The sequence below is a fragment of the Alteromonas sp. H02 genome (assembly GCF_059682525.1).
Map to the genome: position 1 here is coordinate 925,674 of NZ_CM185021.1, position 14,357 is coordinate 940,030.

The 14,357-nt window shown below is 52.5% G+C and carries 9 protein-coding genes and 3 pseudogenes; 3 read left to right on the forward strand and 9 right to left on the reverse strand.

The window, feature by feature from the left end; genetic code table 11:
• Positions 1-8: 8 nt before the first annotated feature.
• The 4 genes and pseudogenes from AC566Q_RS04190 to AC566Q_RS04205 form a co-directional block, all read right to left on the reverse strand.
• Entirely contained in the window at positions 9-1,406 is a 1,398-nt protein-coding gene (locus AC566Q_RS04190; protein ID WP_333970111.1) for an IS1380 family transposase, read from the reverse strand.
• A gap of 207 nt (positions 1,407-1,613) precedes the next feature.
• Positions 1,614-2,231: a glutathione S-transferase family protein gene (locus tag AC566Q_RS04195; protein ID WP_499614037.1), complete on the reverse strand. Its 618-nt coding sequence runs from the start codon at positions 2,229-2,231 to the stop codon at positions 1,614-1,616.
• Between the two features lie 129 nt (positions 2,232-2,360).
• Positions 2,361-2,747: pseudogene (locus AC566Q_RS04200) on the reverse strand (DDE-type integrase/transposase/recombinase); the annotation flags it as partial.
• A gap of 209 nt (positions 2,748-2,956) precedes the next feature.
• Positions 2,957-4,354, reverse strand: coding sequence for an IS1380 family transposase (locus tag AC566Q_RS04205; protein WP_333970111.1), 1,398 nt, complete (start codon positions 4,352-4,354; stop codon positions 2,957-2,959).
• A gap of 129 nt (positions 4,355-4,483) precedes the next feature.
• Here AC566Q_RS04205 and AC566Q_RS04210 point away from each other — a divergent pair, with 129 nt between their 5' ends.
• The 3 genes from AC566Q_RS04210 to AC566Q_RS04220 are packed head-to-tail and all read left to right on the forward strand — an operon-like array spanning position 4,484 to position 5,732.
• The gene (locus AC566Q_RS04210; RefSeq protein ID WP_499614040.1) at positions 4,484-4,618 is read left to right on the forward strand and encodes a hypothetical protein; all 135 of its coding nucleotides are present in this window, start codon (positions 4,484-4,486) and stop codon (positions 4,616-4,618) included.
• Positions 4,619-4,651: 33 nt separating this feature from the next.
• Positions 4,652-5,467, forward strand: coding sequence for an SDR family NAD(P)-dependent oxidoreductase (locus AC566Q_RS04215; protein WP_493806008.1), 816 nt, complete (start codon positions 4,652-4,654; stop codon positions 5,465-5,467).
• A gap of 22 nt (positions 5,468-5,489) precedes the next feature.
• Positions 5,490-5,732, forward strand: coding sequence for an SRPBCC family protein (locus tag AC566Q_RS04220; RefSeq protein WP_499614044.1), 243 nt, complete (start codon positions 5,490-5,492; stop codon positions 5,730-5,732).
• 788 nt (positions 5,733-6,520) lie between these two features.
• Here the strand turns inward: AC566Q_RS04220 and AC566Q_RS04225 are convergent.
• From AC566Q_RS04225 to AC566Q_RS04245, 5 genes and pseudogenes are all read right to left on the reverse strand, one after another.
• Complete coding sequence (locus tag AC566Q_RS04225) at positions 6,521-9,499, reverse strand: Tn3 family transposase (protein WP_499614047.1); 2,979 nt, start codon at positions 9,497-9,499, stop codon at positions 6,521-6,523.
• 234 nt (positions 9,500-9,733) lie between these two features.
• Positions 9,734-10,714, reverse strand: coding sequence for an IS5 family transposase (locus tag AC566Q_RS04230; protein WP_499614050.1), 981 nt, complete (start codon positions 10,712-10,714; stop codon positions 9,734-9,736).
• A 326-nt stretch (positions 10,715-11,040) separates the two neighbouring features.
• A complete protein-coding gene (locus AC566Q_RS04235) occupies positions 11,041-12,063 on the reverse strand; it encodes an IS110 family RNA-guided transposase (RefSeq protein ID WP_105934647.1) in 1,023 nt (340 codons plus the stop codon).
• 147 nt (positions 12,064-12,210) lie between these two features.
• A pseudogene (gene dmpG / locus AC566Q_RS04240) lies at positions 12,211-13,259 on the reverse strand (4-hydroxy-2-oxovalerate aldolase).
• Positions 13,260-13,278: 19 nt separating this feature from the next.
• A pseudogene (locus AC566Q_RS04245) lies at positions 13,279-14,170 on the reverse strand (acetaldehyde dehydrogenase (acetylating)).
• Positions 14,171-14,357: the final 187 nt, after the last annotated feature.

Sequence of the window (14,357 nt, forward strand, 5' to 3'; positions counted from 1 at the left end):
ACGGCGGCTCAGCCGGTGTTTAACCTGGGCCGAGGCAGGCGATATAACCGTTCGGTGACTGTGTGCAGAAGGGCCTTGACCGGGCAGCTACTTGGCAGGTGGAGCTTGATGCGATCTTTATACTGCACCACCCGTACGGCCAGCTTGAACAGCTTGATGATGACCGTCGAGGGCTGGGCCTGGGACAACTCGGTGCCTTGCAACAGTTCGGCGCGCAAGGCGTGATGCAGCACATAGGCGGCACAGGAGAAAAACAGGCGCAGGTGGTTGGCCGCAAAGCGGCAATCCGAGGTGCGGTCGCTGGCCAGGTCGTTTTTCATCATCTTGATGAAATTCTCGTCCTGGCCCCGGGCGCAATACAGCTCGGCGTACAGTATTTCCGGGGTTGACTCTTCCAGGGAGGTGACGACGAAGCGGGGGTTATCGCCGAGGGCCATGGTTTCGGCTTTCAGGACAGTGCGAAACGCCTGTGGCCAGGAACGGGCCTGATAATCGATCTCGTGGAAGGTGCGCGAGCGTTGCGGCGGGGCCTGTTCCGCGAGGCGAGCGTTATGGCAGCGGGTATCGTGCAGCCGCCGGGTGGATTGCAGGTGTGGCTCGGCCAGTTTTTTCAGACGGCTGTTGCCGGCCAGGCCGAACAGAAAATCGGTGTACGGATCGTCGAGCGCCAGTTGCATCAATTCCACGTTGGCAAAATGAGCATCACCACGCAGCAGGATGCGGGTCTCGGGCCAATGCTGGCGCAGCCGTTTGAGCACCCGCTTGAGGATCATTGCGTTCTCTGCCCCCGTCGGGCGTTTGCCGGGGCGCAGTGCCGCGGTAATGAACTTGCCCGACAGACCTTCAAACAGAAACAGTGGCAGGTAGCAGTGACTCTGGTAATGGTGGTTATAAAACGCCAGTTCCTGTTGGCCGTGGGTCTGGTCTTCGGAGTGATCCATGTCCAGCACGATCATCTCTGGAGGCTTGGCGTAGCTGGCGACAAACTGCTCTACAAAGGCCTCGGCGAGACGGTAAAGGTCGCGGGTGTTAACGGCATTTTCCAGGCGCGAGAAGGTCGGTGCGCTGGCCAGATCCTGCTCTGGCTCAAGCGGCTTGCGTTCGGTGCCGAGCTTGAACATCGGGTCACGGCGCAGGGTGTTGGCGTCATTGGCATCGGCATAGCCACAGGCGATCTGGAAGATCCGCTGGGTCAGCAGATCATCAAGCGAGTGGTCGATATAAGAGGCATGACGGCGGTCGTCGATGGCCTGGGCCAATCGATGGATCAGGCCAATCTGTTGGTCGACACCTCGCAGCAGCAGGGGGCCAAAGTCGGATGACAAAGCCCCGCCCTCAAAATCAGCTCGCACGGTAAAGCCGGCAAAGGGAGGAAAGCGCAGTTGAGTTGGGATAGAATTGGACATGGGCGAACCTTGTTTAGCTTCTTCCGAAGCGTTATTGTCGTAACTCCCATTATATCAATGGGTTGAGCAAGGTTCGCCTTTTTTTATGAATTTTTCGGGTTAGGTGTAAAACAAGGTTGCCAACAGTCATAACGCCTCGCAACAACCCGTCTCGATATTTACACTTCCCTTACATTTAAGCCTGATTTTCGCTTAAAGCCAACGCATTCAGCCTAATTCTTTTTCGAGTTGCTCAGCTTTTTGACAGGCTTCGTGCGTTCTGAGGCGCTTCAAATAAGCATCCAAAACCGGGAAAAATGCCAGACCACCGGATTGCTCCACCATACCCACCACAAAAAACACCATGATGTCAGCGCCGCTGAGCTGGTTGCCCACCAGGTAGTCTTTGCCGTCCAACTGCTCGCTCAGATAGGTCAGGATTTTCAGGGCTTCGCCGTCGGCATAGGCTTCCAGAAAGTTGGTTTTACAGCCGTCTTTTTTCAGAAACATTTTCAGCAGTAAAGGTACCATCGCGGAACTCTCCGCAAAGTGCAGCCATTGCAGATACTCCACATATTCAGGCGTTCCACGCTGGGGAGCCAGACGATCTGCGGCGTATTTGTCGATCAGGTATTCAGTCATCGCCCCTGATTCTGCGATCACCAGATCGTCGTCTTTGATCACTGGCGACTTGCCCAGCGGATGAATGGCTTTGAGTGCTTCCGGCGCAAGGGAGGTCTCTTTATCCCGCTGGAAGGCTTCGATCTGATACTCAACGCCCAGCTCTTCCAGCAGCCAGATAATGCGTTTCGAGCGGGACTTGTTCAGGTGGTACAAGGTAATCATAAATTTCTCCGTCGTTGGGCGTTCCTGTGACACAGGTGATGAATAGTCTCTAAAAGATGAATAAACTCTAAAGGATGAATAGCCTCTAAAGACTGCAGACACTAAGTAAAGCAGACAATACTGTAGTGGTCAAGAAAAACTGGCCACCGGCTTATAGTTAATCCAGTATTTTTGCTCGGCCATATTTGGGCTCATTCCACCGTTATGCTGATGCGGTCGAAGCTGGCTGTAATACCCGATTAAATATTTCACAATGTGATGCTGCGCTTGTAAAAAAGAGCGATATCCATAAGTTGGCATCCATTCAATCTTCAAGCTTCGGAAAAACCGCTCCATTGGTGCATTATCCCAGCAGTTACCACGTCGACTTAAACTTTGCTTTATTCGGCACTTCCAAAGCGTTTGGCGAAACTTACGGCTCGTATAATGACTGCCTTGATCGCTATGGAACATGACGCCTTTGGGGCGTCCACGGCTCTCATAAGCCATTTTCAGCGCGTTACTCGTTAGCCCGGATGTTTCATAAAAGCGCCAAATTGCCACCCAATCCTGTAGCCGAAACGTCCATCTCACCCGACCATGAGATCCGTTCTTATTAATTGGCCGGGTTTCGCTTCCGAGCAGACAACTCACCCGCTCAAATTGATTGCTATTTGATCAATTCCGACGCCCAGGCGTGCCAAAGCCTCCCGAGGGCCGGGATGGCGGTGAGCGCCGACGGCGGCTCAGCCGGTGTTTAACCTGGGCCGAGGCAGGCGATATAACCGTTCGGTGACTGTGTGCAGAAGGGCCTTGACCGGGCAGCTACTTGGCAGGTGGAGCTTGATGCGATCTTTATACTGCACCACCCGTACGGCCAGCTTGAACAGCTTGATGATGACCGTCGAGGGCTGGGCCTGGGACAACTCGGTGCCTTGCAACAGTTCGGCGCGCAAGGCGTGATGCAGCACATAGGCGGCACAGGAGAAAAACAGGCGCAGGTGGTTGGCCGCAAAGCGGCAATCCGAGGTGCGGTCGCTGGCCAGGTCGTTTTTCATCATCTTGATGAAATTCTCGTCCTGGCCCCGGGCGCAATACAGCTCGGCGTACAGTATTTCCGGGGTTGACTCTTCCAGGGAGGTGACGACGAAGCGGGGGTTATCGCCGAGGGCCATGGTTTCGGCTTTCAGGACAGTGCGAAACGCCTGTGGCCAGGAACGGGCCTGATAATCGATCTCGTGGAAGGTGCGCGAGCGTTGCGGCGGGGCCTGTTCCGCGAGGCGAGCGTTATGGCAGCGGGTATCGTGCAGCCGCCGGGTGGATTGCAGGTGTGGCTCGGCCAGTTTTTTCAGACGGCTGTTGCCGGCCAGGCCGAACAGAAAATCGGTGTACGGATCGTCGAGCGCCAGTTGCATCAATTCCACGTTGGCAAAATGAGCATCACCACGCAGCAGGATGCGGGTCTCGGGCCAATGCTGGCGCAGCCGTTTGAGCACCCGCTTGAGGATCATTGCGTTCTCTGCCCCCGTCGGGCGTTTGCCGGGGCGCAGTGCCGCGGTAATGAACTTGCCCGACAGACCTTCAAACAGAAACAGTGGCAGGTAGCAGTGACTCTGGTAATGGTGGTTATAAAACGCCAGTTCCTGTTGGCCGTGGGTCTGGTCTTCGGAGTGATCCATGTCCAGCACGATCATCTCTGGAGGCTTGGCGTAGCTGGCGACAAACTGCTCTACAAAGGCCTCGGCGAGACGGTAAAGGTCGCGGGTGTTAACGGCATTTTCCAGGCGCGAGAAGGTCGGTGCGCTGGCCAGATCCTGCTCTGGCTCAAGCGGCTTGCGTTCGGTGCCGAGCTTGAACATCGGGTCACGGCGCAGGGTGTTGGCGTCATTGGCATCGGCATAGCCACAGGCGATCTGGAAGATCCGCTGGGTCAGCAGATCATCAAGCGAGTGGTCGATATAAGAGGCATGACGGCGGTCGTCGATGGCCTGGGCCAATCGATGGATCAGGCCAATCTGTTGGTCGACACCTCGCAGCAGCAGGGGGCCAAAGTCGGATGACAAAGCCCCGCCCTCAAAATCAGCTCGCACGGTAAAGCCGGCAAAGGGAGGAAAGCGCAGTTGAGTTGGGATAGAATTGGACATGGGCGAACCTTGTTTAGCTTCTTCCGAAGCGTTATTGTCGTAACTCCCATTATATCAATGGGTTGAGCAAGGTTCGCCTTTTTTTATGAATTTTTCGGGCTAGGTACATCCGGACACAGGAACCCATCCATGAAAACGATGCAAATAAACAGTTTTACCAACGATCAGTCAGCTTCTGCACTGATCGATACAACCGCACCTCAATTGGGTGCAAACAGAACACTCATCAAAGCTGGCAGCACTTCGCCAGCTTGTGAGACCTAAACCCTAAACAACCCTCAACAATAGGAAAATCCCATGACTACACAATCAAAAGTTATCTTCATCACTGGCACGTCTCGCGGTATCGGCAAAGCGCTGGCCGATGAACTGAAAAACCAGGGACACATTGTCTATGGTTGCTCGCGTAGCGGTGATGAAAATGACGACCGCCACCTTAAATTTGATGTCACTGATTATGACGATAGCGTGGCAGCGGTCGAGCAGATCGTTAGTAAGGAAGGTCGCCTGGACGCCGTTGTCAACAATGTCGCCTATCATCTGTTGGGCGCATCGGAAGAAACGTCGATTGACGAAATCCGCGCCCAATTCGAGGTGAATTTCTTTGGCGCACTGAATGTCATTAAAGCCGCCACCGGAACGATGGTCGAACAGCGTGCGGGTCACATCGTCAATGTGACATCACTGCCCGCCCGTATCGCCCTGCCCTTCATGTCGGCCTACTGTGCCAGCAAATACGCCCTAGAAGGCTACAGCCGTTCTTTACGAGCCGAAGTGCTGCCTTTTGGTGTGCAAGTGGCCAACATCGTCCCAGCCGGCGTTGACACTGGCACCGCCGATCAGTCGGTCAAAGTCACAGCCACACCGGCGGAACCTTTCGAGCCTCTGCGACGCGACCTGACCAAAGGCATCCAAGCCGGTCAGCACGAAGGGATCACGTCGGTTTCTGATGTGGTGACAGCCATTATCGACACACTGACGGACCCAGCTCCCGCTTTCAGCAATATCGTTGGGGCAACCGCCAAGCAGTTCATCGATGCCGAAAAGAATCTTCCAGAAGCGGACATCGAAGCAATGATCCGTAACTTCACCGGCTTACCTGAGTCTGTCTAACGGCACCTCTAAGGAGCATATTATGCCAGCAGTAACACTTGTCCATGATATGGACGCCAACCAGGAAACCGTGTGGAATGCATGGGCGGATTTCGGCAACATTGCCGAATTCCACCCAGGCTTAAAAGGTTCACGCATCATCCGAGGCCCGGAGACGGGCCAACCCTACACTGCGGCTGTATTTGAAAGCTACAAGAACTGGCTTTCCGACCCAGTAGAGATAACTAAGATGAGGAAACCCCTTCTTCAGATGAGCCCCACTTAGGAACAATTTCCTTAGATCAAGAGTGCGGCCTGAGCTTGGCCCACCGGTCGTGCTCTATAGATATTACTATCTAATAAACCCCCGCAAATACACCTTTCTAGCCAAGCGCCCGTTGTTCCCAGCGGTCAGCGATGACGAAATGCGTGCTATCCAAAATCTTCTGTCTGCCGAAATCGAAACTTAGCCAACATCATAGTCGAACAACTAAGCAAAATTCATCTGCAAATATGTCATGGATCATAGGCTTTCCCGTTGGGTCGTGCTCTATGGCTGCGCCACGGAGCCTGTAGTCTCCGCCATCCGGTAACGATCACTAAGCCCATTGGGACGCTGGCGAGCGTCCCCTGGTAAAGACCCAAGGCGAGTCGCCCGGTCGGTCTCCCCATCCTTCTCTTCACTGCGTTCCGTTGCAGGACGCTTTCGCGCCCGCAGGCAAGCTGCGCGTGGGTGATTCCCCTCCGACCGTTCGAGGTCTTGACCATTCCCCTTTCCGCTTATTGGCGCGGGCCTAGTCCCGGTTGCATGCGCAACCGGCCAATGGCCTAAAAAAGAGGAAAAAAAGATGAGTAAGACCACAGAGAACGACCAAGAAAACAGACCTTTAAACGCTTATGAGGCGAAGCAGGAAGCACGAAGGGAACGCTACGAACAGCGGGCAGAGAATGCCGCGAGGCGTTCAGACAGTCGCCACGATGGGGTTCTAGGGATTTTCCCCTCTAAAAAGACATAATCCTCTGTAGACCACACCAATAAATGGCTGCGGAGGTGGTTTACTTTCAGCTTGGAGCCTAATCATCCACTATCGGCCTTGTTATTTCGCCAATATTGGGCAATTTCCCAGTATTAGTGAAGTTATACGTTCCGCTTAAGTTGATATTTTGCCACGCAACGGGCGAAACAGCACGAGTGATACCCGCTTTCTCTTCATCTCCTCTCGCTTCAAAGTGTCCCAGCAGATGACTCAGTATCGCGGAGTTGAAGTAGATGAGCGCGTTGGCAAGCAATCTTGCGCATTCATTCCAGATAGCGATTTCAGACTCGTTTTTGCCACGGAACTGATCACCATTCACCGACGCAATGGCTCGTCTAAGGAAGTGCCATGCTTCTCCCCGGTTCAGGGCACGCTGAACGTACTGCCGCAAACTGGCATTGTCTATGTAATCCAGTAAATATTGCGCTTTGACCAGTCGATTATACTCCGTCAGCGCCTGTAATGTCGGGTGCCCCGAAGGATAACCAGACAACTTTCTTACCAGCATTGCCTGTGTCGTTCGCTTTGTCTGAAGTGACAGAACAATACGCCTGATATCTTGCCATCCCGTTGTAATAACATTCGTTCTGATAGGCTTCTTTAGCGCCAGTATGGTGCTGCCTTGTTCACTTTCAGTCACATCAAACAGATCATTGATGACACTACTGAACTGCGCGTATCGCGGTGCAAAACTGTAACCGCATAGATCCAGTAAGGCGAAGTTAACATGATTGACACCGTGTGTATCTGTTGAGAGTACGTCAGGTTTGATTTCACTGCTGTTGGATTGTAACAGGTCATAAATATAGTGTGATTCGTGCTCGTTGGAACCGATGATCCGAGCATTGAGGGCGCTGTGGTTGGCCACCAGTGTCATGGCCGTGATCCCTTTGTTGGTGCCGAAATACTTAGAGGAGTACCGGGTTTTAAAGGTTTCCAGATGGGTTTCGAATTTCTGACCATCCGCACTGGCATGCAGCTGGTCCTCCTGAATATGGTAGTGGCGGAAGATGGGTAGCGCTGCAACCGCATTATTGATCACGTCGCTGGCGTCATGCAGCGTTTCAGGCCGGATATAGTTGGCCTGCACCGTACTCAGGTGTTCATAGCTTCGATCGGAGATCTGCGCCATGCCATACACACCACGGTGAGTGGCGTTGGCAATCAGAATGGCCAGTAAATCATCCTGATGAGTGAACCCTTGTTTTTGTATCGGAAGTACATGAGTCAGACATTTCATGAACCCGGTTTCGCGCTCTACATACCGCAGTACATCCGCGATACCGACCGGTTGCATTCGCTTAAAAAAGGGATTGTTGACCAGAGATGTAGCGCTTTTGGTCGGCAGACGCCAGCGGGTACCGGTACGATTTTTCATGATCACATTTCGATTGTCTCCCTCATCAATATGGAGAGCAACGTCTTTGAGTGCACTTTCCAGCCGGTGTTGTTTCTCCTGTAACAATAACTCTGCGGGCTGTTTTAGTCTGTCCAGTGTTGATGAGGCCAGCAAGGTATCCTGCGATGTCTGGGGGATCAGGTCGTCTTCCAGTGCGCGGTATTTGGTAACATTTGGCAAATAAATGCGTCCATTCAGTCGTGAGGTTAACTGCCGGTAGAGCAGCCATTCGTAACGTTGCGGGTTAACGTTATCCTGTTTAACCAACCATGGGAGGTGCTTTTTCGGGATGAGCGACGTATCCATCGTCTTCAGTGGTCCACCGAATGCGATTTCCGTCTGCATCTGTTGAAGTTGGGCGACGACGGCTTCTGAGCCTTTACCGGCCTCACATTCAAGGCACAAAAACACCTGCCTTAACAGTTGCTCCAGGAGATTGCATTGTTCATCGTAATGTTGCCACTGGTACTCTTCCACGGTCCGTTTCTGTTTTTTCAGGTAAAGGCAGAGGGTCTGGATATCCCTGTCATTCATGACCTTCAATGCCTGTTGTCTGACTACTGAGAAGGGTTGATTATCATCAATGTTCTCATCCACAAACAGATGCAGTAACTCTGCCGCTTTCGTGACATTGTCCGCGGCTGACTGCCAGGACAGGAACACTGCTTGTTGTGCAAAGGTGTTGGCAGCTTCTTGTTGCTTGCGGATATGGTAAATGAACCCATCAGTTAACCGTTCCAGTGCCAGTTGTATCCGCTCTGTCAGGTGACATAGCAACCATAGATGCTGCTGTGCGCGTTTGAATCGTTTGAGTTTACTACCGTAATAGTTGATGAGCTCACCGAAGTGTTGTCGATTTTTAAGAGACAGATTAAGCCCATCGATAACGCCATTGATTTGCGTGCGCCATGGCGCTAACTGATGATAAAGGGCAAGCTCTTTTTTAAGTTCAGGTACGGTCAGACTTTTTGCACCGCCTCTGAGCTGGTTCAGGCTTAGTCCGTCATCAATGGCTGTTATGCTGTCCAGAAAGACGTGAAGTTCAGGACTGGTGAGTTGATTAAGTTGGTGCGCCAGGTCTTTTCTGACCTGCTGCATCGCTCTGCTTATCAGTCTCTGGAGTACGGTGTACCTAGGGATAGCAATGCTGTGACTGGTTAGGAATTCAATAGCAGTATCAAAGAGGTAACGCGGCTCCAGCCAGGCATTGCCCACCTGAACAAGGTGGTCGAAAAGAGAATTGAAGTGCTGACTTTCGTCCCATTTGTGATAACCAGCAAGGTCTAATACTTTTGCGTAGAGTCGATCTTTTTGTTTTTGTGAGGGAGTGAATGGTCTGAGCCCCTTGCCGCCAAGCAGCTCTTTACTGATGAACATTAAATCCTTAGAAACCTGCGAGTAAGCGATATCTAGGATGACGGGCTTTGATTTGAAGTATCCCAAAATCGCGACAAAGTAACATCTATGAGCTCTGAGACGAATTGACCGAAAAACTGCCAATTCCGCATCGTTCAGAGAAAAGTACAGACGTTGTTCTTCGATTGAAAAAATGGGTGGGGAATAAAGATCTGCCTGTTCTGCTCTCGTGAGAATAGTAATTTCGTTTTTGATGGCCATATCAGGGCTGTTCCGTATTAAATGTACGATATTTACCTAATTTGCCACACTTATAAGTAGTAACCCACCTCCGCAGCCATTTATTGGTGTGGTCTACAGAGGATTATGTCTTTTTAGAGGGGAAAATCCCTAGAACCCCAATAGCTTAAATTTTGAACCTTAAATTCCCAATTTCGGTCAATATACTGGCGTTTTAGGCCGGATTTCGCCCCTAGTCCGGGCTATTCCTGGATTTCAGACAGATCTTGGCTGTCGTCGTAACATTTGGTCTACTTTAAACAGGTTCGCCAAGGTGAATAGCATGGCTAACTGTGAGTTATTTTTCATCAGTCCTTTGTACCGTGCTTTGATAAAACCAAACTGGCATTTAATGATCCGAAACGGATGCTCCACCTTAGCTCGAATGCTGGCTTTCAGATATTCAATTTTGATGGCTGTTTTGTTTTTGCGGGGATGCTTTTTCAGGGCCCGGACTTTACCGGGGCGTTCGGCAATAAGCCATTCTGCATTCGTATCTTTGAGCTCTTCCCGCTTCTCTGCGCCCTGATAACCAGCATCGCCGGAAACGAATTCTTCTTCGCCATGCAACAGGTTCTTCAACTGGTTCAGGTCATGCTCGTTTGCGGCGGTGGTCACCAGCGTATGGGTGAGGCCACTCTTGGCATCCACACCAATATGGGCTTTCATACCGAAGTGCCATTCATTGCCTTTCTTGGTCTGATGCATATCAGGGTCTCGTTCATTCTTTTTGTTTTTAGTGGAGCTGGGTGCTTCAATAATCGTCGCATCCACCAGTGTACCCTGCGTCATCATCACACCGCAGTCAGACAGCCATTGGTTGACCGTTTTGAATAATTTGCGAGTCAGCTTGTGCTTTTCCAGCAAGTGCCGAAAGTTCATAATGGTAGTGCGGTCTGGAATGGCTTTATCCAATGACAGTTGCACAAACTGACGCATCGAGGCAATTTCATATAACGCATCTTCCATGGCTTCATCACCGAGGCTATACCATTGCTGCATACAATGAATGCGAAACATGGTCTCAAGCGCGTACGGACGTCTACCATTGCCAGCTTTAGGATAAAAGGGTTCAATCACTTCCAGCAGTTGAGGCCACGGCAGCAGTTTATCCATTCTGGATAAGAATATCTCTTTACGAGTCTGGCGGCGCTTGCTGGAAAACTCACTATCGGCAAAAGTTAACTGTTGGCTCATGGGCGGTAATGGCTGTGATTTACTATGCAGCTATGATCTCACATCGGGGACTTATTCGCATCTTGTATGGACTCCCCTCGTTTTGCAAGAGATAACTGCTGGCACTATCGGTTTAACTGCTTGCTTGTATCCGGCCTCATAATCTGTCTTTTCTCGACAGGGACCCTGATGGAGATCCGCTCGACAGCGCCTAATTTCCCTAACGGCCTATTATGGCCCGGTGCGAACGCAGGTTTAGCTGTCGTCGGTTCAACCTGTTGTGCCATCATGTCATACTCTTTGCAACTCTTTACTCTATACCCTGAATCGACTGCTTTAACTTGTGTTTATCGCGCTGGCATAACGCGGTATGCGGTGCCATTCGACAATATTGACCAAATTATCCTTGCGTGTTTAGCGGCCAGCGCTACGGCTGCTTTGTTAAAACCACGTCGTTCTTTAACTGCTTTGACCCATAAGCTCTTTCGATCACTTTTCTTCTCAACAAATCGCATGACAGCACGAGCTCCATGTACCAATAAGGTTCGCAAATAAACATCGCCTCGTTTTGTAATTCTGCCTAAACGATTCTTTCCTCCTGAAGACCATTGCCGGGGAACTAATCCTAACCATGCGGTAAACTGTCTGGCGTTTTTAAATTGCCCAATATCACCCACGCTGGCTAACAACGCAGACGCAGTCAGCGGACCCACACCTTCAATTTCCATCAAGCGTTTTGCGTCCTCATCTTGTTGCACCTGTATTGTAATATCACGTTCATACTGTGCAATTTCACTGTCCAGGTCACACAGGCGTCTATATTGTCTGTGGATCAATGTTCGAAGCAGGTGTGGCAATCCATTTTCTGCATCCTCCAGCAACTCGGGCAGTAGCATGCGTAGCTTTTCACGTCCCAGAGGCAGCACTTCGCCAAATTCCATCAATAGCCCCCGAATCTGGTTGACTAACGCTGTGCGTTCCGAGACCAGAAGAGCGCGAATTCGGTGCATCGCCAATATAGCTTGTTGCTCTTCGTCTTTTATCGCTACAAACCTCATATCAGGCCGGGAAGCAGCTTCACATATTGCCTGTGCATCATTCTGGTCATTCTTATTCCCTTTGCGATACGGTGCCACAAACTGTGGAGCTATCAACTTCACCGTATGGCCTAATTTTATTAATTCTCTGGCCCAGTAATGAGCACTGCCGCAACTTTCCATTGCGACAATACAAGGCGGTAAATGAACAAAAAACGGTAAAAGGTCGGCACGTTTTATCGTCTTTCGAAGTGCTGGTTTTTCATGCTCATCAACACCATGCACATCAAAAACATTCTTGGCTAAATCCACCCCAATACGCATAATAGTCATAGGACTCTCCTCATTGATTAACGATATTTACCTTAATCATGGCACATCGATGCCGATTGTGAGGGGAGTCCATCCCATTTCCCTAGAACCCCTGAATGGTGTGCAAACAAGTCAGGTGGAGTGATTCATACTGCGCTGGGTTTGATTTCATACGGAGGTTAAGGTCAACCCACGATCACGCGCCATGGTCATGGCGGTGTCTTCGATCATGTCTTCCTGCCCGCCACCATGCCGCGCCGTCCCAGCTCGACCAAGATGTCGCGCGCAGGCACGCCATACTTCGCACTGGCGCGTTTGGCAAACAACAGAAAGCTGGAATAGACCCCGGCATAGCCCGGCGTGAGCGAGTCGCGGTCGATGCGGATGATGCGGATGATGTGGTCCATGATCGGTACCACCAGGTCTTCGGCCACGTCCTGGATCTTGAACACATTGACCCCGATTTCAATCCCCATGCGGGCGTACACGGCGATGAACACCTCCATCGGCGTGTTGCCAGCACCAGCGCCCAGGCCTGCGGCCGCCGCGTCGATGCGATTTGCACCGGCTTCAATTGCTGCGATCGAGTTGGCGACGCCCATGGCCAGGTTGTGATGGCCGTGGAAACCCAGTTCGGTCCCGGGCTTGAGGGCCGCGGGCACCGCGCTCAGACGGGCTTTCACGCCCTCAGGCAACAAATAGCCTGCCGAGTCTGTCACATAAATGCAGTTGGCGCCATAGCCTTCCATCAATTTGGCCTGACTCACCAGCTCTTCCGGACTGGCCATGTGTGCCATCATCAAAAAGCCCACGGTATCCATGCCCAGCGCACGGGCCTTGGTGATGTGTTGCTCAGACACATCGGCTTCGGTGCAATGGGTCGCCACACGGATGGTGGCCACGCTCAGGTCTTTGGCCATCAGCAGGTGATCGACGGTGCCGATGCCGGGCAGCAGCAGGGCCGAGACCTTGGCCTGTTTCATCAGCGGAATGACTGCGCCCAGGTATTCCTCGTCGCTATGTGCCGGAAAACCGTAGTTGACGGAGGAGCCTCCCAAGCCGTCGCCGTGGGTGACTTCGATCAGCGGCACCCCAGCGGCGTCCAAGCCGCTGGCAATGCTCTTCATCTTGTCGAGCGTCATCAGGTGGTGTTTGGGGCGCATTCCGTCGCGTAGCGTCATGTCGTGAACGGAGACTTTTTTGTCTTGTAGCTTCATGGTGGTTCTCCTGTTTGGTTCAGGCGCGAACGGGCTTGAGTGTGAGCCGGCCGGCGAGGATTTCCTCGGCAAACATCTCGGCGGTGCGGGCGGCCGCTGCGGTCATGATGTCGAAGTTTCCGGCGTACTTGGGCAAGTAGTCGCCCAGGCCTTCGACTTCCTGGTAGACCGAGACGCGCTTGCCGGCGAACACCGGGCCGTTGACCAGCTTGTAGCCGGGCACGTACTTTTGCACCTCTTTGATCATGGCGTGGATGGACTTGATGATCCTTTGCTGGTCGGGTTCGCTCTCCAGCAGGCAGTGCACGGTGTCACGCATGATTAGTGGCGGCTCGGCCGGGTTGAGGATGATGACGGCCTTGCCCTTTTTCGCGCCGCCCACCTTTTCGACGGCGCTGGCGGTGGTGCGGGTGAATTCATCAATGTTCTTGCGAGTGCCCGGTCCCGCCGATTTCGCCGTAGGCCACCGGCTGCACACGGCTGACGGCCACCACCATTGGGATGGTGGCCTGGCCTCCGCAAGTCACCATGTTGACGTTCATCTCGCCTTTGCCGACATGTTCCTTGAGGTTGACCGGCGGTACGCAGAACGGACCGATGGCCGCGGGCGCGAGGTCGATCATGAGGGCGCCTTCGGCGTTGACCTTGCGGCTGGTGTCAGCATGCACGTAGGCACTGGTGGAGTCGAAGACGATCTGCACGCCGTCGGCCTGCATGTGGGGAATCAACCCATTGACACCGTCATCGGTGGTCTTGATGCCCATCTCTCGGGCACGCTTCAGGCCGTCGGATTCTGGGTCGATGCCGACCATCCAGGCCGGCTCCAATGCCGGGCTGCGTTGCAGCTTGGCCAACAGGTCGGTGCCGATGTTGCCGGGGCCGATCAGGGCGCATTTGATTTTTTTCGTCATATACAGAATTTCCGGAAAAGTCAGTGAAAGCGCACCGAGCCGCCCCCTATGGTTTCGATCATGGCGTCAGATACCCTCTTTCGAAGTCGACTGACACGTCATTGCCTTCGATGCGGACAGGAAATATTTCCAATGCCGCACAGGGAGGTGGAGATTTGACTTTGCCCGTGCGGACACAAAACTTTCC

Bases quoted from the DNA above. Each gene is read 5' to 3' on its own strand.
- AC566Q_RS04225 (WP_499614047.1), bottom strand. From the start codon at position 9,499: ATGGCCATCAAAAACGAAATTACTATTCTCACGAGAGCAGAACAGGCA.
- AC566Q_RS04210 (WP_499614040.1), top strand. From the start codon at position 4,484: ATGAAAACGATGCAAATAAACAGTTTTACCAACGATCAGTCAGCTTCT.
- AC566Q_RS04205 (WP_333970111.1), bottom strand. From the start codon at position 4,354: ATGTCCAATTCTATCCCAACTCAACTGCGCTTTCCTCCCTTTGCCGGC.
- AC566Q_RS04215 (WP_493806008.1), top strand. From the start codon at position 4,652: ATGACTACACAATCAAAAGTTATCTTCATCACTGGCACGTCTCGCGGT.
- AC566Q_RS04235 (WP_105934647.1), bottom strand. From the start codon at position 12,063: ATGACTATTATGCGTATTGGGGTGGATTTAGCCAAGAATGTTTTTGAT.
- AC566Q_RS04230 (WP_499614050.1), bottom strand. From the start codon at position 10,714: ATGAGCCAACAGTTAACTTTTGCCGATAGTGAGTTTTCCAGCAAGCGC.
- AC566Q_RS04190 (WP_333970111.1), bottom strand. From the start codon at position 1,406: ATGTCCAATTCTATCCCAACTCAACTGCGCTTTCCTCCCTTTGCCGGC.
- AC566Q_RS04195 (WP_499614037.1), bottom strand. From the start codon at position 2,231: ATGATTACCTTGTACCACCTGAACAAGTCCCGCTCGAAACGCATTATC.
- AC566Q_RS04220 (WP_499614044.1), top strand. From the start codon at position 5,490: ATGCCAGCAGTAACACTTGTCCATGATATGGACGCCAACCAGGAAACC.